A 21,907-nucleotide genomic window follows, 5' to 3' on the forward strand; every position below is an offset into this window, starting at 1 on the left:
TGCCCAGACACAACAAATGCCTGGAGCACCCATGACGATCCGCCGCCAATTCCTCCAACTGTCCGCGCTCGCGCTGCTGGGCGCCACCGCCGGCATCACCGCGGCGCCGGCGCTCGCGCAGCAGCAGCCCGTCACGCTGCTCAACGTCTCCTACGACCCGACGCGCGAGCTGTACGTCGACTTCAACCAGGCTTTCGCCAAGTACTGGAAGGGCAAGACCGGCCAGGACGTCACCATCAAGCAGTCGCATGGCGGCTCGGGCAAGCAGGCCCGCTCGATCATCGACGGCCTGGAAGCGGACGTGGCCACACTGGCGCTCGCGGGCGACACCGACGCGCTGGTCAAGAACGGCGGCTGGGTCGCCGCTGACTGGCAGAAGCGCCTGCCGCATAACGCCTCGCCCTACACCTCCACCATCGTGCTGGTGGTGCGCAAGGGCAACCCGAAGAACATCAAGGACTGGGACGACCTCGCCAAGCCCGGCGTCAGCGTCATCACGCCCAACCCCAAGACCTCCGGCGGCGCCCGCTGGAACTACCTGGCCGCCTGGGAATACGCCAAGCGCAAGTACGGCGGCGACGCGCAGGCCAAGGAGTTCGTCGGCAAGGTCTACAACAACGTGCCCGTGCTGGACACCGGCGCCCGCGGCTCCACCATCACCTTCGCGCAACGCGGCCAGGGTGACGTGCTGATCGCCTGGGAGAACGAAGCCTTCCTGCTGGAGAAGGAATTCGGACCCAAGTTCGACGTGATCGCGCCTTCCATCAGCATCCTGGCCGAACCCGCCGTGACGGTGGTCGACAAGGTGGTGGACAAGCGCGGCACCCGCGCGATCGCCGACGAGTACCTGAAGTACCTGTACACCGAGGAAGGCCAGGACATCATCGGCCGCAACTTCTATCGCCCGGCGATCTCGCAGAAGGCGCAGGCCAAGTACGCGAAGCAGTTCCCCAAGCTGAACCTGTTCACGATAGCCCAGGCCTTCGGCGGCTGGACCCAGGCCGACAAGGAACACTTCGCCGACGGCGGCAGCTTCGACCAGATCTACACCAAGAAGTAAGCCCGTGACAGTTCTCCTGCTGGCGGGCAGCCCGTCCGAATATTCGCGCTCCGCGGCGCTGCTCGACGAGGTCACGGCGCGGCTGCGCGGCCGCGGCCTGGAGATCGAGCGCCTGGCCGTGCGCGACCTGCCCGGCCAGGCGCTGCTGACCGGCGACTTCGACCACCTCGGCATCGTCGCGGCCTCCGGGCAAGTGCAGCGCGCCCAGGCCGTCGTGATCGCCACGCCGGTCTACAAGGCGGCCTACAGCGGCGTGCTCAAGGCCTTCCTGGACCTGCTGCCGCAGACGGCGCTGCAGGACAAGGTGGTGCTGCCGATCGCCACCGGCGGCTCACCCAACCACATGCTCGCGCTGGACTACGCGCTGCGGCCCGTGCTGCAGTCGCTGGCGGCGCGCCACATCCTGCCCGGCGTGTACGCGACGGATTCGCAGGTGACGCTGATCCCGGAAGGCAGCCGCCACGTCGCCGCGGACATCGCGCAAAGGCTGGACGACGGCGTGAACGCGCTGGTGCAGGAGGTGCAGCGCCTGCAGCCCCGGGCCGCGTTCCCCTCCGTGCAATTTTCCGAACTGCGCTACAGCGTCTGAAGGAGCCGGCAGCCATGAGCGGGGATGTTCCAGAACTGCAGACCGCGGCCGGTGCCTCCAACGAGGCCACGCTCGCCGCGCGTGACCGCGACTTCCTGCGGACGGCGGCCGGCGCGCCTGCGGGCGCGGGCCTGTTCACCGGCGAGCAGCTGCGCGCGCTGGCGCACGGCCTGGTGCAGCGCCTGCTGCCCTGGCTGCTGCCGCTGCTGCTGCTGGTGGCCTGGCAGGCCGCATCCTCCTTCGGCTGGCTCTCCACGCGAGTGCTGCCGGCCCCCAGCGAGGTGGTCACGGCGGCGTGGAACCTGGCCGCCTCGGGCGAGCTGTGGACGCACGTGCGCATCAGTGCCGCGCGCGCCTTCCTGGGCCTGGCGATCGGCGGCGGCCTCGGGCTGGCGCTGGGCCTGCTCACCGGCTCGGTGCGCACGGCGGAGACGCTGCTGGACTCCAGCTTCCAGATGCTGCGCAACATCCCGGCGCTGGCGCTGATCCCGCTGGTGATCCTGTGGTTCGGCATCGACGAGACGGCCAAGCTGTTCCTGATCGCCATCTCGGTGTTCTTCCCGATCTACCTCAACACCTTCCACGGCATCCGCAACGTGGACCCGGGGCTGGTCGAGATGGGCCGCACCTACGGCCTTTCGCGCTGGCAGCTGTACCGGCAGGTGATCCTGCCCGGCGCGCTGTCGTCGATCCTCGTGGGCCTGCGCTTCTCGCTGGGCCTGATGTGGGTGATCCTGATCGTCGCGGAAACCATCTCCGCGCAGTCCGGCATCGGCTACCTCACGATGAACGCCCGCGAGTTCCTGCAGACCGACGTCGTGCTGGTGGGCATCCTGCTGTACGCCGTGCTCGGCAAGCTGGCCGACGTGTTCGCCCGCGGGCTGGAGCACTGGTGGCTGCGCTGGCATCCCGGCTACCAGAACGCCGCCTGAGGAACCTGCATGACGACGCCATCCACCACCGGCCTGCGGCTGGAGCTGCGCAGCCTGTCCAAGCAATACGGTGCGCGCCAGGTGCTGCGCGGCACGCAGCTGGCCATGGCACCGGGCGAGTTCGTCGCCATCGTCGGCCGCAGCGGCTGCGGCAAGAGCACCCTGCTGCGCCTGGTCGCGGGCCTCGAGACACCCACGGGCGGCGAGCTGCGCATCGACGGCGAACCGGCGGCGGGCCTGCGCGAAGACACCCGCATCATGTTCCAGGACGCGCGCCTGCTGCCCTGGCGCCGCGTGTGGGACAACGTGGTGCTCGGGCTGCCGCCGGCCGAGCGCCCGCGCGCCAGCGAAGTGCTGGGGCAGGTGGGCCTGGGCGACCGCGCCGGCGAATGGCCGGCGCGCCTGTCCGGCGGCCAGCGCCAGCGCGTGGCGCTGGCACGCGCCCTGGTGCACCAGCCGCGGCTGCTGCTGCTCGACGAACCGCTGGGCGCGCTCGACGCGCTCACCCGCATCGAGATGCACCGCCTGGTCGAAAGCCTGTGGCTGCGCCACGGTTTCACCGCGCTGCTGGTGACGCACGACGTGCAGGAAGCCGTCGCGCTGGCCGACCGCGTGATCCTCATTGACGAAGGCCGCATCGCGCTGGACGAGCGCGTCGCGCTGCCGCGGCCGCGCGTGCACGACGCGGCTTTCGCCGCCATCGAGCGGCGCATCCTCGACCGCGTGCTGCAGCTGCCGGCCAGGGACGAGCCCGGCTCGCCCTGGCAGCTGCAGCCGCCGGCCCATGCCCTGCGCTGGGCCATCTGAATTCCAAACCCCGACAGGAGAAACCCATGCCTATCCAGGCCATCAACGTGCGCAACCAGTTCAAGGGCCAGGTGAAGGAAATCCTCCGCGGCGACGTGCTGTCCGAAGTGGACGTGCAGACGCCGTGGGGCATCGTCACCTCGGTCATCACCACCCGCTCGGTCGACGAGCTGCAGCTGAAGGTCGGCTCCGACGTCGTGGCGCTGGTGAAGTCGACGGAGGTGTCGATCGCGAAGCTCTGAACGTCCCCCCGACCCGCGCCCCGACGGCCTGCCCAGGCTGCCGGGGCGCGGTCGTTTGCGCGCGTCCACCAGCACAGATGATTCCGTTCTGTGCTAACGAAAAATGACCATTTCCATTGGTGCGCATGCATCCCTAGAGTCGGTTGCTTTCAAGCAAGGCAAGACTCGACATGTCGCAACGGAAGATGCGCCTCGGCGCATTCATCATGGCCACCGGCCACCACGTCGCCGCCTGGCGGCACCCCGGCTCGCAGGCGGATTCGGGAACCAACATCGACCACTACATCGAGGTCGCGCAGACCGCCGAGCGCGGCCTGTTCGACCAGGTGTTCGTGGCCGACAGCCCGGGCCTGCAGTACAAGGGCGATGACGAAGCCCTGCGCCGGCAGGGCCGCGTCTCGTACTTCGAGCCGGTGACGCTGTGGGCCGCGCTGGCGGCCGTGACGAAGCACATCGGCTTCGTGGCCACCGCGTCGACCACCTATGAAGACCCTTACCTGCTGGCGCGCAAGTTCGCCTCGCTGGACCACATCAGCAAGGGCCGCGCCGCGTGGAACGTGGTCACCACTTCCGCCGACAACGTGCACGGCAACTTCGGCCTGGAGGCGCACCCGGATCCCGCCGTGCGCTACGAGCGCGCCCACGAATTCGTCGACGTGGTCAAGGGCCTGTGGGACAGCTACGACGACGATGCCTTCCTCCGCGACCAGGCATCGGGCGTGTACTTCGACCCGCAGAAGCTGCATGCGCTCAACCACGTCGGCAAGCACTTCCGCGTCAAGGGCCCGCTGAACATCGGGCGGCCGCCGCAAGGCCACCCGGTCATCGTGCAGGCGGGCTCCTCCGAGGACGGCAAGGAGCTGGCCGCGGCCACGGCCGAAGCCATCTTCGCCGCCTGGACCAGCCTGGGCGAAGCGCAGGCCTTCTACCGCGACGTGAAGGGCCGCATGGCCAAGTACGGTCGCCGGCCCGAACAGCTGCTGGTGCTGCCCGGCATCTCGCCGGTGATCGGCCGCACCGAAGACGAGGCGAAGGCGAAGTGGGCGGAGCTGCAAGGCCTGATCCACCCCGCCGTGGGCCTGAACACGCTGGCCAGCTTCTGGCCGATCGCCGAGCTGCGCCGCTTCGAGCTCGATGCGCCGCCGCCCTGGTACCCCGAGCCGCCCAAGGGCATCAACAGCCGCGCCCACGTGGTGATCGAACTCGCGCGCCGCGAGAAGTTCACGGTGCGCCAGCTGTACGAATACCTGGCGGGTGCGCGCGGCCACTGGGTCGTCGTCGGCACGCCGCAGACCATTGCCGACCGCATGCAGGAATGGTTCGAGAACGGCGCGGCGGACGGCTTCAACGTGATGCCGCCAGTGTTGCCGCAGTCGCTGAACGAGTTCGTCGAACTCGTCGTGCCCGAACTGCAGCGGCGCGGGTTGTTCCGCACCGCCTACGAAGGCAGGACGCTGCGCGAGAACCTCGGTCTCGAGCGTCCGGCCAGCCGCTACACCGCATCGGCGCAAGAACTCGCCGCCTGAACCCCCACCAAGGAAGAACCATGAACGATCGTTTGAAGCAGGCGCATGCCTCCCGCTCCGCCGCCGTCAAGGCCGGCCTGGACCATCCCGTCATCGACACCGACGTCCACGTCAACAGCTTCGCCCCGGTGCTGGAGGACTACGTGGCGCAGTACGGCGGCAACCAGCTGGTCGACGCGCTGCGCAAGGCGCTGGGCGGCCGCTTCGTCACCCGCAGCGGCGGCAAGGACTGGTACCAGCAGACGCCGCAGGAGCGCCAGGACAACCGCACGCTGCGCGCGCCCTGGTGGGCGCGCGTCACGCGCAACACTTACGACCTGGCCACGTACACCATTCCCTCGCTGCTGCACGAGCGCCTGGGCGAGCAAGGCTCGGACTACTCGGTGCTGTTCCCCAACGACGTGCTATCACCGGCCGCCGCCGGCAGCGAGTTCCGCCAGCCGCTCCACCGCGCGTTGAACCACTTCCACGCCGACCAGTACCAGGCCTACGCCGACCGCTTGACGCCGGTGGCGGGCATCCCGATGCACACGCCCAAGGAGGCGATCGAGGAGCTCGAGTTCGCGGTGAAGACGCTGGGCCTGAAGGTGATCAACATTCCGGGCGGTGTGCGGCGCCCGATCCGGGCGATCGCCGAGAAATACCCGGCGAAGGAACACCCGGAAGTCGCCAAGCACGCCGGCTACATCGACTTCTACGGCATCGACAGCGAGCATGACTACGACCCGTTCTGGGCCAAGGTGGTGGAGCTCGGCGTGCCGGTGACCACGCACTACGGCAGCCAGGGCTGGACCGGCCGCCAGTCGATCAGCAACTACATGTTCAACCACGTCGGCCACTTCGCCGACGGCTCGCAGGCTTTCGCCAAGGCGCTGTTCTTCGGTGGCGTCACGCGGCGCTTCCCCGGCCTGCGCGTGGGCCTGCTGGAAGGCGGCGCCGATTGGGGTTCGCACGTCTACACGCACCTGGTGGACCGCTGGGAGAAGCGCAACAAGGTGGCCGTGCGCAACTACGACCCGGCCGAAGCCGACGTCGACCTGCTGGCCGCGCTGTTCGAGCGCCATGGCGCCGAGCTGCTGAAGGGGCGCAAGGTGGACAAGTCAACGCTGCTGCGCGACAGCCTCGGCATCTCTGCGCTGCCGCACAGCCGCGAGCCCGACGAATCCGAGATCGACGACTTCGCGCTGGCCGGCATCGAGAAGGTGGAGGACATCCGCGACCGCTGGGTCAACAGCTTCTTCTTCGGCTCCGAGGCCGACGACCGCACGGTGGCCGCTGCCTTCAACGAGCGCGTGCATCCGCTGCGCGTGAAGGTCAACGCGATCTGGTCGTCCGACGTCGGCCACTGGGACGTGCCCGAATTCACCGAGCCGCTGGCCGAGACCTGGGACCTGGTCGAACAGGGCGTGCTCAGCGCCGCGGACTTCAAGGCTTTCGTCTTCGACAACCCCTACCGCTTCTACACCGAAGCCAACCCGCGCTTCTTCGAAGGCACTGAAGTCGGCCGCAAGCTCGCCGCGAAAGGAAAGCAGTAAATGAACAAGACCGTGCAAGCCCTCGCGCGCCGCTGGGGCGCTGTCCTGTCCCTCGCGCTCGCCGCTTCGGCCAGCGCCCATGCCGCGCCGGAAGTCATCCGCATCGGCGTCGCCACTGCCGGCGGCGGCGATCCCGTCACCTGGGGCGGCTCGCCCGGCGGCGTGGCGCGCGTCAACAACTGGCTGGAGGAGGAGTTCAAGGCCTCCGGCATCAAGGTGGAGTGGCTGTTCTTCAAGGGCGCGGGCCCGGCGGTGAACGAGGCGCTGTCCAACAAGCAGATCGACTTCGCCTACCAGGGCGACCTGCCTTCCATTGTCGGCCGCTCCAACGGCCTGAAGACCAAGGTGCTGCTGGTGAGCGGCCAGCGCAACAACCTCTACCTGGTGACGCCGGTCAAGTCGGACGTGCACTCGATCAAGGACCTGAAGGGCCGCACGGTGTCGATCTTCCGCGGCACCAACGGCCACCTGGTCGCCATCAACGTGCTGGCGGCCAACGGGCTGGCCGAGCGCGACGTCAAGGGCGTCAACCTCGACACCGGCAGCTCACAGGCGGCGCTGGTGTCCAACGGCGTGGACGCGGCCTTCGGCGGCTACGAGTGGTTCAAGGTGCGTGACCAGGGGCTGGCCAAGGTGGTCTATTCCACTCGCGGCCAGGACCCGGCCTTCACGCGCCAGGCTTCGCTGCTGGTGCGCAGCGACTTCGAGCAGGCCAACCAGGCCGAGGTGCAGCGCGTGGTCGACGTCTTCGTGCGCGCGGCCAAGTGGTCCTCCGACGAGAAGAACCGCGACGAGCTGTTCGGCATCTGGGCGCGCAGCGGCACGCCGGTCGCGTCCTGGGCCGCGGAGTTCGACCAGCAGTCGCTGGCCGCGCGCAACTCGCCGCTGGTCGACGACTTCATCATCGGCCGCTACAAGGCCGTGGTCGCCGACGCGCTCAAGCTGAAGTTGATCCGCCGCGAGGTGACGGTCGATGACTGGTTCGAGACGCGCTACCTGAAGGCTTCGCTCAAGAAGCAGGGCCTGGAGAACTACTGGACGCCGGCCGACGCCAAGGGGCGCGCCAAGGCGCAGCCGCTCGCCGCGCGCTGAAGGCAGGAGAACCGATGTCCGCAGTCCTGCCTACCTCCGACACCCTGCGCGCACCGGCGCGCGCGCCGCTGCCGTGGCGCCGCCTTGCCGACGGCGTGCTGCCCTTCCTGCTGCCGGCCGTGCTGCTGGCGCTGTGGTTCGCCGGCGCCGAGCGCGGCTGGATCTCGCCGCAGGTGCTGCCGCCGCCGCAGTACGTGTGGGAAACACTGCGCGACCTGGCCGCGAGCGGCGACTTGTGGCACCACGTCAGCACCAGCTTCACGCGGGTCGGGGTCGGCTTCCTCGCCGGCACGCTGGGCGGGCTCGCGCTCGGTTCGGCGATGGGCTTGTCGCGCCGCTTCGAGGCCTATGTGCTGCCCACGTTCAACGCGCTGGTGCAGATCCCCGTGCTCGCCTGGCTGCCCTTCGTGCTGCTGCTGGTGGGCATCGGCGAGCCGCTGAAGTACATCCTGATCGCCAAGGCGGCCCTGGTGCCGGTGGCGCTGAACACGCTGCAGGGCTTCCGCCAGGTGCCGGGGGCGCTGCGCGAAGTGGGGCAGGTGTACGGCTACACGCGCCGGCAGGAAGTGCTGGATATCGTGCTGCCGCACGCGGTGCCCACGCTGTTCACCGGCGTGCGCCTGGGCTTCACCAAGGCCTGGCTGTCGCTGGTGGTGGTGGAACTGGTCGCGTCCAGCGAAGGCCTGGGCTACCTCATCGTCTATGGCCGGCAGCTGTTCCAGTTGGACCAAGTGATGGCCGCGGTGTTCGTCGTGGGCGCGATCGGTTATGCGATCGACCGGCTGCTCGATCGCTTCGAGACGGCGGCGCAGCGTCGCCCGGGAGCCGCGCGATGAGCGCCGAGCTTGCCGCCTTGCAGCCGCCGCGGCCCGCGGCCCAGGGCCGCTGGCGCGGCCTGGTGCTGCCGCTGGCGGCCATCGCGCTGTGGTGGCTGCTGGCCTCGCTGGACATCGTCAACTCCGCGCTGCTGGTCTCGCCGGCCCAGGTGTGGCACACGGCGGCCGACCAGGTCGTGAGCGGCCGGCTCTGGCGCGCGCTGGGCGCCAGCCTGGCGCGCGAGTTCACCGGCTTCACGATCGGCACCGTGACCGGCCTGGTGCTGGGCGCGCTGCTCGGGTTGTCGCCGCTGTTCAACCGCGTCGCCGGCCCCAGCTTCAACACTTTCAAGCAGATCTCGCTGTTCGCGTGGATCCCGCTGATCTCGGTGTGGTTCGGCCTGGGCGACGTCGCCAAGGTGGTCTTCCTGTCGCTGGCCGCGCTGGTGCCGGTGGTGGTGAACACCTGCGACGGCATCCGCACCGTGCCCACCGGCTTGCTGGAGGTGGCGCGGGTCTACGGCTACACGCGCTGGCAGACCGTGACGCAGGTGGTGCTGCCAGCGGCGCTGCCCGCCATCTTCACGGGCGTGTACCTCGCGCTCATCTACTCCTGGCTCGCCACGATCGGCGCCGAGTACCTGCTGGTGGCCGGCAAGGGCATAGGCAACACGCTGATCGAAGGCAGCGAGCACTTCCAGATGGACCTGGTGATCTTCGGCATGGCCGTGGTCGGCACGGTCGGCTGGCTGATGAACGCATCGGCCCGGTTGCTGGAGCGCCGGCTGGCGCGCTGGACCGGCCGCAACAACTGAACCGAACCATGGGCACCGTCATTTCCAACCAACTCGACATCCGCGACGTCGGCAAGCGCTACGCGCATGCGCAGGCCCGCGGCGGGCAACTGCAGGTGCTGGAGCACATCGACCTGCACATCCCCGAAGGCAGCTTCGTCAGCATCGTCGGCGCCAGCGGCTGCGGCAAGTCCACCTTGCTGCGGCTGGTGCTGGGCCTGGACACCGAATACGAAGGCGAGATCCTGCTGGGCGGCCAGCGCATCGCCGGCACCGGGCGCGAGCGCGGCATCGTGTTCCAGGACCATCGCCTCTTCCCCTGGCTGACCGTGGAACAGAACATTGCGGTCGGCCTGCGCAACGCGCCTTTCACGCAGAAGGAAAAGGCCGAACTGGTCGCCGAGCACGTCGCGCTGGTGGGCCTGGGCGGCTTCGAGAAATCGTGGCCGCACCAGATCTCCGGGGGCATGGCGCAGCGCGTCGCCATCGCGCGCGGGCTGGTCAACCGCCCGCGCGTGCTGCTGCTGGACGAGCCCTTCGGCGCGCTCGATGCGCTGACGCGCTCGCGGCTGCAGAACGAGCTGCAGCGCATCTGGCAGAAGGAGCGCATCACGATGCTGCTGGTGACGCACGACGTGGAGGAAGCCGTGTTCCTCGGCGACCGCGTGGTGGTGATGCAGCCCTCGCCGGGCCGCATCCGCCGCATCGTCGACGTGCCGCTGCCGCATCCGCGCAACCGCAGCGACCCGGCGTTCATCCGGCTGCGCGACGACGTGCTGGGCGACTTTTTCGACAACGCATCCAACGGAGAACTCCATTGAGCTTCAACCTGATCCGCAAGCGGCGCGACCTGCTCGTCGCCACCGCCGCCGCGCTGGGCGCGCCGGCGCTCACCGCCTTCGCGCAGTCGCCGCGCGTTCTCCGCGTCGGGCACCAGAAGGGTTTCCTCAGCCTGCTGAAGGCGCGCGGCACGCTGGAGAAGCGGCTTGCGCCGCTGGGCGTGTCGCTGAAGTGGACCGAGTTCACCGCGGGCCCGGTGCAGCTGGAGGCGCTGAACGTCGGCTCCATCGACTTCGGCGACGTCGGCGAGGCGCCGCCGATCTTCGCGCAGGCGGCGGGCGCGCCGCTCGCCTACGTGGCCGCCACCGTGCCGCGCCCGCGCGCCGAGGGTGTGCTGGTGCCCAAGGGCTCCGCCATCCGCAGCGTCGCGGATCTGAAGGGCCGCAAGGTCGCCCTCAACAAGGGCAGCAACGTCCACTACTTCCTGGTCAAGCTGCTGGAGAAGAACGGCCTGCGCTATGGCGACGTCGAAGTCGCCTTCCTGCCGCCGGCCGATGCGCGCGCCGCCTTCGAGAAGGGCTCCGTGGACGCCTGGGTGATCTGGGACCCGTTCTTCGCCGCCGCGGAAAGGACGCTCGATGCACGCCTGCTCGCCGACGCCAGCGGTGTCGTCGGCAACCGCGCCTACTACTTCTCCTCGCTGCCCTACGCGGACCGCAACACCGACGTGCTGCGCATCGCCATCGAGGAGATCAACAAGATCGACATCTGGTCCAAGGTCAACCGCGAGCTGCTGGCCGCCGAACTGGCGCCGCTGTTCGGGCTGCCGAAGCCGGTGGTGGACCTGTCGACCGCGCGCTCCGAGTACGGCACCGGGCCGGTCACGCCGGCCATCATCGCGGAGCAGCAGAAGATTGCCGACACCTTCTTCGACCTGAAGCTGATCCCGCGCCGCATCCAGGTGCGCGACGTCGCCCGTTCGCCCTGGGCCTGAGGCCTTCACGATGAGCGCGCTGGTGTACTTCGACCGCGACGGCGCCTGGGGCGAGACGCTGGTCTGCGAGGGCCGCATCCGCGGCGGCCTGCAAGCCCTGGGCGTGGTGCATGGGCGTGGCAAGGCACCGCCGGGCGTGCCGGTGCTGCGCCCGCAAGGCGAGGCGGCGGTCTTCTACCTGGCGCTCGCGGACGGCTGGGCCGGCCTGCTGTGCGAGGCCGGGGAATGGGTCGCGGTGCCCGAGGGCCTGCACGTGGCTGAACCGCCCGCGCCGTTGCCGGCGCAGGACAGCTTCATCGGGCAGTTGCTGGCGCTGATGGGGGAGGACGGAGAGGAGGCTTGAGCCCCAAAGACCCCCCGCCGCATAAGGATCCAACATCTTGATCTTTGGCGGACCCCGCTCGGCCCTCTACAGTCGGGCGATGGCCGATTTCGATGTAGATGCGATCGTGCGCGACCTGCGCGCAGCACGCCACGACTGGCGCGAGCAGCAAAGGCGTTCGCGCGAACCCGGGGGACGCGAGTTCCCGTCGCGCGAAGCGCTCGCCGGCGCCGTGGAAGGGCTGAAGGGCGCGCTCTTCCCCATGCGCCTGGGGCCGCCGGACGTGCGGCAGGAAGCCGAGGACTTCTACGTCGGCCACACGCTGGACGCCGCGCTGAACGTGCTGCTGGCCCAGGCGCGGCTGGAGCTGCGCTACACCGCGCGGCGCAGTGGCCAGGACGCCGACGCCGAGGCCCTGGAGGCCGCCGCGCAGGATGCGGTGCGCAGCTTTGCCGCCAGCTTGCCGGCGACGCGCCGGCTCCTGGACAACGACGTATTGGCTGCCTACCAGGGCGACCCCGCGGCGCGCAGCGTCGACGAAGTGCTGCTGTGCTATCCCGGCGTGCTGGCGATGATCCACCACCGGCTGGCGCACACGCTGTACACGCTGGGCCTGCCGCTGCTGGCGCGCATCGTCGCCGAACTGGCGCACGGCCAGACCGGCATCGACCTCCACCCCGGCGCGCGCATCGGCGCGGGCTTCTTCATCGACCACGGCACCGGCGTCGTCATCGGCGAGACCGCCGTGATCGGCAACAACGTGCGCATCTACCAGAACGTCACGCTGGGCGCCAAGCGCTTCCCGGTCGGCGAGGACGGCCACCTGCAAAAGGGCCATCCGCGCCATCCGGTGCTGGAGGACGGCGTCGTGATCTATGCGGGCGCGACCATCCTGGGCCGCGTGACCATCGGCCGCGGTGCGGTGATCGGCGGCAACGTGTGGCTGACGCACGATGTGCCGGCGGGCGGCAACGTCACGCAGGCGGACTCGCGGCAGGCCAGCGCCTGATTCAAGAAAAAGAAGACCCCGCCAGGCTGGGCCCGGCGGGGTGAATTGCCCTTTGCGAGGGCAGGGAGACAACCGACTCTCGGATGACGCTTGCAGTCTAGGCGGATTGGTCCCCGGCGCTAACCAACGAATTTCGATTTGCACATGCGCATAAGTTAGGCACGAGATATTCGTTGGAAACGGCGGGCGCGCTGCCCAGAATGCGGCAGATGCAAGAGACCCATCGCGCCGGCTTCACGGCATCCAAGGCTACGGACTTCGATGGCGGCTTCGCGTTCGACCAGCCGGATGCCGTGCCCCTGATCGTTCCCGGCTGGCGCAATTCCGGCCCCGGGCATTGGCAGAGCCTGTGGGCGCAGCGCATTCCCGGCACGCTGCGCGTGCAGCAGGACGACTGGGTCCACCCCACGCGCGATGCCTGGGTGTCGTCCATCACGCGCAGCGTGCTGGAGGCGGACCGACCGGTGGTCATCGTCGCACACAGCCTGGGTTGCATCGCCACGGTGCACCTGCCCGATGACGTGGCGGAGCGCATCGACGGTGCGCTGCTGGTCGCGCCGGCGGACCCGGAGCGGCGCGCGGCGCTGCAGGATTTCGCGCCGGTGCCGCATGCTCGCCTGCCTTATCGCAGCATCGTGGTGGCCAGCGGCAACGACCCCTATTGCCCCGCGCGCCTGGCCGGCGCCTATGCGCGCAACTGGGGCAGCGAGTTCCTGCGCCTGCCCGAGGCCGGGCACATCAACATCGAGTCGGGGCACGGCGAATGGCCGCTCGGCTGGGCGCTGCTGCAGTCGCTGCTGGCCACGGTGCCCGCGCCCTCCCTGCAGGTCGCAGTCTGAAGGACCGGCTCAGTCCCGCGACAGCCGCGGCGACGACGAGGTCAGCGTGTCCGGCGTGTGGAAAGCCATGCGCTCGCGGTTCTCGCCGAGCACGCGGGTCTCGTTGCCGAATTCGACCAGCTGCTGCTGCTCCGGCGTCCAGCGTGGCCAGGGCGTTGCACGCGTGGCGGGATTGCCGGTGCGCGCGAAGGCCAGCAGGCTGTCCATCATGCGCGCCGACAGCTCGCGGTCGAAGGGCGTCCAGTCGCGCGTCGTGCGGAACATGTTGAACGCATCCAGCGTGTCGAAGAAGTAGGGCAGGTCGGAGGTGTGGTACGCGCCGATGGCCGCCGGGTTGTCGTAGAACTTCACGCCCGGCGTGAAGGGATGCACGCGCGAGAACATGAACATGTAGAACGGCGCCTTGCCCGTGCGGCTGTGGGCGGCGGCCCAACTGTGCGCGCCGAGTTCGATCAGGCCTTCGCGGGCGGCCGTCTTGCCCATCTCCTTGGCCTCGGCGTCGGAAGACGCCGGGTACAGCTGCAGGAAGCGTTCGGACTTGTCGCCGAACAGCTTCTTCGCGGTCGCCTGGTACTCGTCGAGGTTGGCCGCGGTGCGCAGCGCGTTGGAGCTCTCGTCGTGCGTGAAGCCGTCGAGGACGGGCACGTCGTTCTGCTTGCCGGCGGCGTAGATGTTGGCCACCGTGTCGGGCAAGAACCAGCCATCGACGATGGGAGGCACGGTGATCGTGCCGGCGCAACCGAGCTGGCAGTCCTTCTGCAGCTCCAGCAGCTTGTCGGCCGGCAGGTTGCGCATCTCGGCCAAGGTGGCGGCGCCGGAGGCCTTCTGCACTTCCAGGCCGACCTTCTCGGCCTCCGCGCGGCCCATCATCGGCCGGCCGGGGTCGAGGAAGGTGCCGCTCATGGCGAAGGCGCGGTGGAACAGGCCCTTGGACAGCGGGCTGGCCGTGTGCGCAGACACGGAAGAAGCGCCGGCCGATTGCCCCGAGATGGTGACGTTGCGCGGGTCGCCGCCGAAGCGCGCGATGTTCCGCTGCACCCATTGCAGCGCCGCGACCTGGTCGAGGAAGCCGTAGTCGCCCGAGCTGTGGTGCGGCGACTCCGCCGCCAGCTCCGGGTGCGCCATGTTGCCGAGGATGCCGAGACGGTAGTTGAAGTTGACGAACACGGCGCCGCGCTTCGCGACGTTCTCGCCGTCATACAGCGCCGAGCCGCTGGAGCCGATCGAGTAGCCGCCGCCATAGAAGAACACCACCACCGGCAGCTTCGCACCGGCCTGGGCCTTCTGCGGCGCCCACACGTTGAGGGTCAGGCAGTCCTCGTTGGTCGATTCCTCGCCGAAGTAGTGGTTGAGGTTCTTGCGGCGCAGTACCTGGATGCATTCCGGCCCCTTGCGGTCGGCGTTGTAGACGCCTTGCCAGGCCGCTACCGGCTGCGGGTCGCGCCAGCGCAGCTCGCGCACCGGCGGCGCGGCGAAAGGAATGCCGAAATACGCCTTCACGCCGGAGGGCAGCACCTTGCCCGCGACCTTGCCGGAGTCGATCTGCACCGGGTCGCCCGGCACGCGTTGGGCCACGATTTGCGCTTGCAGCGGGCCGGTCAGGAGGGTCGCCAGCGCGGCGCCGAGGAAGAGGGAACGCATGGAAGCTCCTGGGGAAACTCAGAGGCAGGAATACGAAGAAGCGCTGCGCGCCGGCCCCGTGCCGTTCCACGTCGCTTTCTTCGGGTAGACGCAGATCGGGAAGGTGGTGCCCTTGTCGCGCGAGGTGATCACGATCGTGCCGGGCGCGGTGCCGCCCTCCACCCAGTCCTGCAGCGCGCTGAACATCTGGTCCTGCTCGCGGGTGGGCAGCTGGTTGTTGTCGCCGGGCAGCGCCGGCATGGCGATGGTGTCGTTGGCGCCGGCCACGGTGTAGCCGCGGCCTTGCGAGCTGTGCGCCATGCCCGGGATGTTGTACATGCGCAGGAAGCGCTGCACCTGCGCTTCGCCGCCGGCCCAGGCCACGACGCTCTCGTAGTAGTGCGTGGCGCCGGCGGGCGGAATGGCGTCGTCGGCCCAGCCGTTCCACAGGATCATCTTGCGGCCGTCATCGCGCACGCCGGAGAGGTCGGCCTTGTCCGCCAGGTGTTCACGCAGGAAAGCGATGGTGGGCACGCGCTGCATGGCCTGCGCGTAAGTGGCGTAGTTCAGTTCGTGCCAGCGGTTGCGCTCCTGCGTAGACGCGTTGACGATCGGCGCGTCCGAATTGGCGGATGCGTCGGCGGCATAGCGCACGTCCTGCATCGTCAGCGCCAGGATGTCGGTGCGGGCATTGGTGATGCCGCCGGTGATGTTGGTGCCGCGCATGTGGCCCCACCAGAGCTGCTTGGGCCCCAGCACCACGCCGGCGCGGCCATCGCGGGTCTGCCCCGGGTCGTAGCTGCCATCGGTGGTGGGCCCGTACCAGATCTTGTCCAGCGCGCGGGCTTCGGCCACCGACATGCAGCTGGCGGCGTCGGCATTGGTGCCGGTCACGCTTTCACCCGCGACGCCGGCGCACAGCATGCCGGCATCGCGCACGGGGTCGTAGGCGCAGGCGGGCGCGTCCACCAGGTAGCCCAGCTTCTCCTTGTCACAGCTCGCGACCGCGCGCGCGGTGGCCACCGACACCTTGCGGGCGAAGGCCGTGGCCGCCGGCTTGTCCAGGGCGGAGATGTGCAGGTCGGACTGCATCACCACCTGTGGATAGAGAGCGGCCAACCCGAACAGCGAGGCGTTGACCGCCGGCTGGGCGACGAGGTAGCCGTCGTACTGCGCGGGCCATTCCTGCGCCACCTTCAGGCCCTGCCGGCCGCCGGTGGAATGGCCGTCGTAATAGGCGTAACGCGGTGCGTGCCCGTAGTAGGCCTCGACCAGCGAGCGCGTCTTCACGGCCTGCTCGTACATCGCGCGCCGGCTCATGTCCTGCATGCTCTCCAGGTTGACCGCGCCGCTGGAGAGGAAGGCAAAGGACGCGTCCTGGTACCAGGGCTGGCCGCCGTCGTGCGTGCCGGAGGCGAAGCCCATGTTGGCGATGGCGATCGCCGGGACCTTGCTGCCGATCTTGTCCGGGTAGCGATGCCCGCCACCTACCCAGCCGCCGCCGCCGTAGTTGCGGATGCGCTCGTTCCAGCCGTCGGGCAACCACACCTCCATGCCTATGCCTTCGGTGTACGAACGCGCGTTGGCATCCTTTTCCGCCGTGGCGCCCGGGCCCACCAGCAGCTTGACCAGGCACATGTCGCGCGCGGCGACCACCGGCTTCTGCGAGTCCACCGCGGTGATGGGCGTTCCCTTCGCGATGCGGCGGACCGCGATGACGCGCGTCTGCGCATCCGGATGGAAGGCCGCCTGGATGCCGTCGTCGCAGGCGAGTGGCGCCCGCGCGGCGGGTTGCGAAGCGCAGCCCGCCAGCAGGGCGGCGGACAAGGCGAGCGAGCAGATGCCCAGCAGTTTCATCGGTGGTCTCCCGAAGTTCGGCGCATGTTAACAATCTTGTTAACGCGGCCGCCAGTCCGGGATTTCCCGCAGGAGCGCATCGCGCATACTCGGACCATGGCCCGTTCCCGAAGTGCATCCGCCGCGGCAAAGCCCGCCGAGTCCGCCGGCGAGCAGGAACTGAATCGCAGCGCGCTCCTCGCCGCCGCGGCCACCGAATTCGCGGGCCACGGCCTGCGCGGCGCCAGCCTGGAGACCATCGCGCGCGCCGCCGGCATCACGCGCGCCATGGTCTATTACTACTTCGGCGGCCGCGAGGGCCTGTACATCGCGACCCTCGAAGAGGCCTACCGCGGCATCAACGCCGCCGAGATGGCGCTGGACGTCGAACGGCTCGAGCCGCTGCAGGCCATGCGCAAGCTGGTCGAGTTCCGCATCGACTTCTATGCGCAGAACCCGACCTTCGTCGCGCTGGTGGCGGTGGAGAACCAGCTGGAAGGCGCCTACCTGCGCCAGTCCGAGGTGGTGCGCGACCGCGGCACCCACAACCTGGCGCGCACGCGCTCGGTGCTGGAGCGCGGCCAGCGCGAAGGCGCGTTCCGCAAGGGCGTGGACCCGCTCGACCTGCACCAGCTGATGGTGTCGATCGGCATCTTCAACGTGTCGAACCGCCACACTTTCGGGCTGATCTTCGGCCGCGACCTGGGCAGCGAGTCGCAGCTCGCGCGCACGCGCAGGATGGCGGCGGAAGTGGTGCTGCGCTACCTCGCGCCGTAGCGGGGCCGGGCCGCGCCAGACAAAAAGTTCATGGCTTGAAACGGCCGCCGGCCGCGGACTGGACGCTGGTTTTCGCGCTTCCTATCCTGTACGCGAGACACGAAAAACCAACGGAGACACCATGAGCATTTCCCATGTGAGGCGGGTGGCGCTGCGCGCGCTGGCCGCCTTGACCCTGGGCGCGGCCCTGCAGCCCGCGCTGGCCCAGTCCTTCCCCGCCAAGCCGATCACGCTGGTCGTGCCCTTCGTGGCCGGCAGTCCAACCGATGTCGCGGCGCGGGCCTTCGCGGCCGATTTCGGGCAGGTGCTGAACACGACCGTGATCGTGGACAACCGCCCGGGCGCCAACCAGACGATCGCCGGCGCCTTCGTCGCCCGCGCCCCCGCCGACGGCTACACGCTGTTCTTTGCCAACCTGCCCGCCGTGGTGGCGCCTTCGCTGCGCGCGCAACTGCCGTACAGCGGCCTGCGCGACTTCGCGCCGGTGGCGGACCTGCTCTCCATCGGCTTCATCCTGGTGACCTCGCCCAACGTGCAGGCGAACTCGCTGAAGGACTTCATCGCCATGGTGAAGGCCGATCCGTCCAAGGTCTCCTACGGCTCCTCCGGCATCGCGACGCCGATCCACCTGATGGCGGAGATGTTCAACAAGGAAATCGGCGTGAAGACGCTGCACGTCCCCTACAAGGGCGGCAACCAGGTGCAGCTGGACCTGATGACGGACCGCATCACCTTCGCCTTCCTGCCCACGGGCGCGATGGAGTTCGTGAAGAGCGGCAAGCTGAAGGTGTTCGGCCTGGCCGCCGACAAGCGCGATCCGGACTACCCGGACCTGCCGACCATGGACGAAGGCGGGCTGCGCGGCTTCAAGGCGACCGTCAAGTTCGTGCTGCTCGGCCCGAAGCAGATGCCCGCCGACGTGCTGAACCGGCTCAACGCCGCCGCCAACAAGGTGATCGCCAGCAAGGCCTTCTACGAGAAGGTGAAGTCGGTCGGCGGCGTCGAGATGTCGCCCCCCGCGACGCCGGCGCAGGTCCACGCGCGCATCGTCGAGGACGAAGCACGCTGGGACAACGTGGTGCAGAAGGCCAACATCCAGCTCGAATGACGCTGGCCATGGACATGCAAGTCGAACTGCCCGCCGGCGCCTGCGACTGCCACACGCACGTCTTCCTGGCCGCGCAGGCCTACCCCTTCTGGCCGGGGCGCCGCTACACGCCGCCGCCGGCGTCGATCGAAGACCTGGTGAAGCTGCACGACGCGCTCGGCATCGCGCGGGTGGTGATCGTGCAGCCCAGCGTGTACGGCGCGGACAACGCCGCGACCTTGCAGGCGCTGCAGGTGCTAGGGCCGCAACGGGCGCGCGGTGTGGCCGTCATCGACGGGGGCACGTCGTCGCAGCAACTGCGCGAGCTGGCCACCGCCGGTGTGCGCGGCGTGCGCGTCAACCTGGAGGTGGATGGAGAGACCGACACGCGCAAGGCTTCGCGCTGGTTGCGCGAGGTCGCCGAGCGCGTCGGTCCGCTGGGCTGGCATGTGCAGGTCTTCGCCAACCTGCCCTTGCTCGGCGCCTGCAGCGAGCTGCTGCACTCGCTGGGCGTGCCGCTGGTGTTCGACCACTATGCCGGCGCCCACGCGCGCCTCGGTTTGCAGCAGCAGGGCCTGCCCGAAGTGCTGCGGCTGGTGGAAGCCGGCAAGGCCTACGTCAAGCTGTCGGCGCCCTACCGCTGCGCGAGCGAGCAGGACTACGCGGACCTGGAGCCGCTGACCCGCCTGTTCCTGCGCGCCAACCCGGAGCGCATGCTGTGGGGCAGCGACTGGCCGCATCCGCAGCCGGGCGTGCGCCCGCGGCCGGAGGACGTCTGCCCGCCGCATGACGTCGACTTGCGCCACGTGCTCGCCTCGCTGGCGGGATGGCTGGACAGCCGCGAGCATCTGCAACAGGTCTTCGTGGCCAACCCCGAGCGGCTGTATGGCTTCGGGCGCTGACCTGCTGTCGGAGCTGCTGCAGGTGCCGGCCGAAGGCAGCAGCGAGCGGCCCGGCACGCGCAGCATCGCCCGCCTCGTCAAGGTGATGCGCACGGTGGCCGCGCGCCCGCAGTTCGGCTGGCGCCTGTCCGACCTGGCCGTGGCCTGCGAGCTCGATCGGGGCACCGTCCACCGCATGCTGGCCTGCCTGGTGGAGGAGCGGCTGGTGGAGCAGCGCGCGAGCGACCGGCACTACCTGCCCGGCCCGCTGATGTTCGAACTGGGGCAGGCATTGCCTGGTCATGTGCAGTTCCAGCGGCGTGCGGAGACGCTACTGGCTGCTTTCGCCCGCCGCATGGGTGGCATCGCCTTGCTGCTGCTGCGAAGCGGCAACGAATACGTGTGCAGCGTGCGCGTGGGCGCGCTGCCGCTCACGGGGTCGGTGCTGTACCCGGGCACGCGGCGGCCGCTCTTTACCGCGGCGGGTGGCGTCGCCGTCCTGCAGGCGCTGGCGCCCGCCGAGGCGCGGGCCGTGCTGGCGGACAACGTGGCGCAGGAAGTCGGGCGTTGCGGCAGTGGCCGGCTGGAGGCCTTGCAGCGCATGCGCGAGCGTTCCGACCGCCATGGCTTCGGCGTGAACCTGGGCGACGTGGTGCCGGGCATCCACGCCTTCGGCGTCCCGGTGCGCGACGGCGCCGGCGCAGCCTTCGCCGCGATCGCGCTGCTGGGAACGCCCGAACTGTACGGAGAGCAGCAGGTGCCGCAATTGCATGCGGAGCTGCTGAAGGAAGCTGAAACACTGGGCGCCGACGCGCGCCGATTCCGGGACTAAGGAGCAGGAACGATGACGAGAGTCTGTATCGTCGGCGCGGGAGCGGTCGGCGGCTATGTGGGAGCCCACCTGACCAGCGCGGGGGTGGATGCGGTGCTGGTCGACGCCTGGCCGGAGCACGTGCAGGCGATGCGCGAGCGCGGCCTCAGCGTGCGCGGCATGAACGGCGCCGGCTCGGTGCATGCGAAGGTCCGGGCGCTGCACGTGAGCGACGTTCCCCAACTGGTGCGCGAGCAGCCTTTCGACGTCGCCTTCATCGCCGTCAAGGCCTACGACACCGAATGGGCGACCCAGCTGGTGCTGCCCTACCTGGCGCCCACCGGCTGCGTGGTCTCGCTGCAGAACGGCATCAACGAAGAGACGATCGCGGCCATCGCCGGCTGGCAGCGCACCCTGGGCTGCTCGGTGAGCGCGCTGGCGGCGGAATTGGTGGAGCCCGCCTGCATCGTCCGCAATTCGCCGCTGGGCGACGACAAGAAGGCCGGCCTGCGCGTGGGCGAACTGCACGGGCAGGTGACGCCGCGCGCACGCCTGCTCGCCGAACTGCTGGCGCATGGCGATACCTGCAAGGTCACCACCAATCTCTGGGGCGAGCGCTGGTCCAAGCTGACGATCAATGCCATGCGCAATGGCGTCTGCGCGCTGACCGGCATGACAGGCAAGCAGCGGGACACGAACGAAGTCGCCCGTGAGCTGACGGTGCGCCTGGGCAGTTCCTGTATCCGGGTCGGCCGCGCGATGGGGCTGGCGCTGGAACCGGTGGGCGGCCTCGACCTGGACCTGCTGGCGCGCGCCGACGAAGACGCCGGCGCGCATGCCGAGATCACGCGCATGATCCTCGAGGTGGCCAACTCACGCACCGACGCGCAGCGGCCTTCGATGGGGCAGGACATCCAGCGGGGGCGCCGCACCGAGACCGAGTTCATCAACGGCCTGGTCGCGCGCCGCGGCGAGGCGCTGGGCGTCGACGTGCGCTACCACCGGCGCGTCAACGACGTCATCAAGCGCATCGAGAAGGGCGAACTCGCCCCGAGCCCGGAGTTGCTGAACGCGATCGTCGACTGACGCTCAGCGTTCGACCAGCACCACCTGCGCCGCGCCCGCCTTCAGGATGCCGAGGGCCGTGGCGGCTGCGCGGCTCAGGTCAATGATGCGGCCGCGCAGGCCCGGCAAGCGGTCGTTGATGCGAACCACCACTTCCTTGCCGTTCGCGATGTTGCGCACCAGCACCTTCGTGCCGAAGGGCAGCGTGGGGTGCGCCGCCGTCATTTCATTCATGTTGAAGCGCTCGCCGTTCGACGTGCGCCGGCCATGGAACTTCGCGCCGTACCAGGTGGCGACGCCGTGTTCGAGTTCGACGTCCTGCGGCTGCACGATCTCGGGCGGGTCCGCTTGCGGCGCGTCCGCCTCCTGCGCGTTTGCGGGTCCGGCCAGGGCGGCCAGCAGCAAGGCGGCGCCGAGCAGGGCCGCCTTCACTCGGGAAGGGCTGGAGTGGTCATGGGCGGCATTTTAAAAGGTGCGGGGGGGCCCGACCGAAT

Annotated in this window: 23 protein-coding genes; 20 read left to right on the forward strand and 3 right to left on the reverse strand. The window is 69.4% G+C overall.

The annotated features are described in order from the left end of the window. Window positions 1-31: 31 nt before the first annotated feature. From HHL11_RS05735 to HHL11_RS05805, 15 genes are all read left to right on the forward strand, one after another. Window positions 32-1,060 (forward strand): sulfate ABC transporter substrate-binding protein, encoded by a 1,029-nt coding sequence (locus tag HHL11_RS05735; protein WP_169417461.1) that lies wholly within the window; start codon window positions 32-34, stop codon window positions 1,058-1,060. A gap of 4 nt (window positions 1,061-1,064) precedes the next feature. Continuing rightward, window positions 1,065-1,649, forward strand: coding sequence for an NADPH-dependent FMN reductase (ssuE, locus tag HHL11_RS05740; RefSeq protein ID WP_169417462.1), 585 nt, complete (start codon window positions 1,065-1,067; stop codon window positions 1,647-1,649). 14 nt (window positions 1,650-1,663) lie between these two features. Beyond that, on the forward strand, window positions 1,664-2,581 hold the full coding sequence (ssuC, locus tag HHL11_RS05745) for an aliphatic sulfonate ABC transporter permease SsuC (protein ID WP_169417463.1): 918 nt from the start codon (window positions 1,664-1,666) through the stop codon (window positions 2,579-2,581). 9 nt (window positions 2,582-2,590) lie between these two features. Beyond that, window positions 2,591-3,388 (forward strand): ATP-binding cassette domain-containing protein, encoded by a 798-nt coding sequence (locus HHL11_RS05750; protein ID WP_169417464.1) that lies wholly within the window; start codon window positions 2,591-2,593, stop codon window positions 3,386-3,388. Window positions 3,389-3,414: 26 nt separating this feature from the next. Then, window positions 3,415-3,630 carry a TOBE domain-containing protein gene (locus tag HHL11_RS05755; RefSeq protein WP_169417465.1) on the forward strand — a complete coding sequence of 72 codons (216 nt, stop codon included), beginning with the start codon at window positions 3,415-3,417 and terminating at the stop codon, window positions 3,628-3,630. A 170-nt stretch (window positions 3,631-3,800) separates the two neighbouring features. After that, window positions 3,801-5,156, forward strand: a complete 1,356-nt coding sequence (locus HHL11_RS05760; RefSeq protein WP_169417466.1) for an LLM class flavin-dependent oxidoreductase — start codon at window positions 3,801-3,803, stop codon at window positions 5,154-5,156. A gap of 20 nt (window positions 5,157-5,176) precedes the next feature. Further along, entirely contained in the window at window positions 5,177-6,691 is a 1,515-nt protein-coding gene (locus tag HHL11_RS05765) for an amidohydrolase family protein (RefSeq protein WP_169417467.1), read from the forward strand. Further along, window positions 6,692-7,783 carry an ABC transporter substrate-binding protein gene (locus HHL11_RS05770; RefSeq protein ID WP_169417468.1) on the forward strand — a complete coding sequence of 364 codons (1,092 nt, stop codon included), beginning with the start codon at window positions 6,692-6,694 and terminating at the stop codon, window positions 7,781-7,783. It begins immediately after the preceding gene. A gap of 14 nt (window positions 7,784-7,797) precedes the next feature. After that, complete coding sequence (locus tag HHL11_RS05775; RefSeq protein WP_169417469.1) at window positions 7,798-8,619, forward strand: ABC transporter permease; 822 nt, start codon at window positions 7,798-7,800, stop codon at window positions 8,617-8,619. Then, window positions 8,616-9,413, forward strand: coding sequence for an ABC transporter permease (locus tag HHL11_RS05780; RefSeq protein WP_169417470.1), 798 nt, complete (start codon window positions 8,616-8,618; stop codon window positions 9,411-9,413). The genes HHL11_RS05775 and HHL11_RS05780 overlap by 4 nt, the downstream gene beginning before the upstream one ends. Window positions 9,414-9,421: 8 nt before the next feature. Then, window positions 9,422-10,213, forward strand: coding sequence for an ABC transporter ATP-binding protein (locus tag HHL11_RS05785; protein WP_169417471.1), 792 nt, complete (start codon window positions 9,422-9,424; stop codon window positions 10,211-10,213). Beyond that, complete coding sequence (locus tag HHL11_RS05790; RefSeq protein WP_169417472.1) at window positions 10,210-11,166, forward strand: sulfonate ABC transporter substrate-binding protein; 957 nt, start codon at window positions 10,210-10,212, stop codon at window positions 11,164-11,166. The genes HHL11_RS05785 and HHL11_RS05790 overlap by 4 nt, the downstream gene beginning before the upstream one ends. A gap of 10 nt (window positions 11,167-11,176) precedes the next feature. Further along, window positions 11,177-11,509, forward strand: a complete 333-nt coding sequence (locus HHL11_RS05795) for a hypothetical protein (RefSeq protein WP_169417473.1) — start codon at window positions 11,177-11,179, stop codon at window positions 11,507-11,509. Between the two features lie 79 nt (window positions 11,510-11,588). Further along, window positions 11,589-12,497: a serine O-acetyltransferase EpsC gene (gene epsC / locus HHL11_RS05800; protein WP_169417474.1), complete on the forward strand. Its 909-nt coding sequence runs from the start codon at window positions 11,589-11,591 to the stop codon at window positions 12,495-12,497. A 209-nt stretch (window positions 12,498-12,706) separates the two neighbouring features. Further along, window positions 12,707-13,336, forward strand: a complete 630-nt coding sequence (locus HHL11_RS05805; RefSeq protein ID WP_169417475.1) for an RBBP9/YdeN family alpha/beta hydrolase — start codon at window positions 12,707-12,709, stop codon at window positions 13,334-13,336. 9 nt (window positions 13,337-13,345) lie between these two features. On the opposite strand, the gene HHL11_RS05810 is transcribed toward HHL11_RS05805, so the two are convergent. Beyond that, window positions 13,346-14,977 (reverse strand): carboxylesterase/lipase family protein, encoded by a 1,632-nt coding sequence (locus HHL11_RS05810; RefSeq protein WP_169417476.1) that lies wholly within the window; start codon window positions 14,975-14,977, stop codon window positions 13,346-13,348. Between the two features lie 18 nt (window positions 14,978-14,995). Further along, the gene (locus HHL11_RS05815) at window positions 14,996-16,813 is read right to left on the reverse strand and encodes a tannase/feruloyl esterase family alpha/beta hydrolase (RefSeq protein ID WP_169417477.1); all 1,818 of its coding nucleotides are present in this window, start codon (window positions 16,811-16,813) and stop codon (window positions 14,996-14,998) included. Window positions 16,814-16,909: 96 nt separating this feature from the next. On the opposite strand from HHL11_RS05815, the gene HHL11_RS05820 reads away from it, so the two are divergent. From HHL11_RS05820 to HHL11_RS05840, 5 genes are all read left to right on the forward strand, one after another. Further along, window positions 16,910-17,569 carry a TetR/AcrR family transcriptional regulator gene (locus tag HHL11_RS05820; RefSeq protein ID WP_169417478.1) on the forward strand — a complete coding sequence of 220 codons (660 nt, stop codon included), beginning with the start codon at window positions 16,910-16,912 and terminating at the stop codon, window positions 17,567-17,569. Window positions 17,570-17,690: 121 nt separating this feature from the next. Then, on the forward strand, window positions 17,691-18,677 hold the full coding sequence (locus HHL11_RS05825) for a Bug family tripartite tricarboxylate transporter substrate binding protein (RefSeq protein WP_169417479.1): 987 nt from the start codon (window positions 17,691-17,693) through the stop codon (window positions 18,675-18,677). Window positions 18,678-18,685: 8 nt separating this feature from the next. Further along, a complete protein-coding gene (locus HHL11_RS05830; protein ID WP_169417480.1) occupies window positions 18,686-19,558 on the forward strand; it encodes an amidohydrolase family protein in 873 nt (290 codons plus the stop codon). Further along, a complete protein-coding gene (locus HHL11_RS05835; protein WP_169417481.1) occupies window positions 19,542-20,369 on the forward strand; it encodes an IclR family transcriptional regulator in 828 nt (275 codons plus the stop codon). Before HHL11_RS05830 ends, HHL11_RS05835 begins: the two co-directional genes overlap by 17 nt. Before the next feature lie 12 nt (window positions 20,370-20,381). Beyond that, window positions 20,382-21,434: a ketopantoate reductase family protein gene (locus tag HHL11_RS05840; protein WP_169417482.1), complete on the forward strand. Its 1,053-nt coding sequence runs from the start codon at window positions 20,382-20,384 to the stop codon at window positions 21,432-21,434. A gap of 3 nt (window positions 21,435-21,437) precedes the next feature. Here HHL11_RS05840 and HHL11_RS34910 read toward each other — a convergent pair whose 3' ends face one another. Then, window positions 21,438-21,845 (reverse strand): septal ring lytic transglycosylase RlpA family protein, encoded by a 408-nt coding sequence (locus HHL11_RS34910; RefSeq protein WP_169417483.1) that lies wholly within the window; start codon window positions 21,843-21,845, stop codon window positions 21,438-21,440. Between the last annotated feature and the right edge of the window lie 62 nt (window positions 21,846-21,907).

Origin of the sequence: Ramlibacter agri (genome assembly GCF_012927085.1) — a bacterium.
GTDB classification, from domain to species: domain Bacteria; phylum Pseudomonadota; class Gammaproteobacteria; order Burkholderiales; family Burkholderiaceae_C; genus Ramlibacter; species Ramlibacter agri.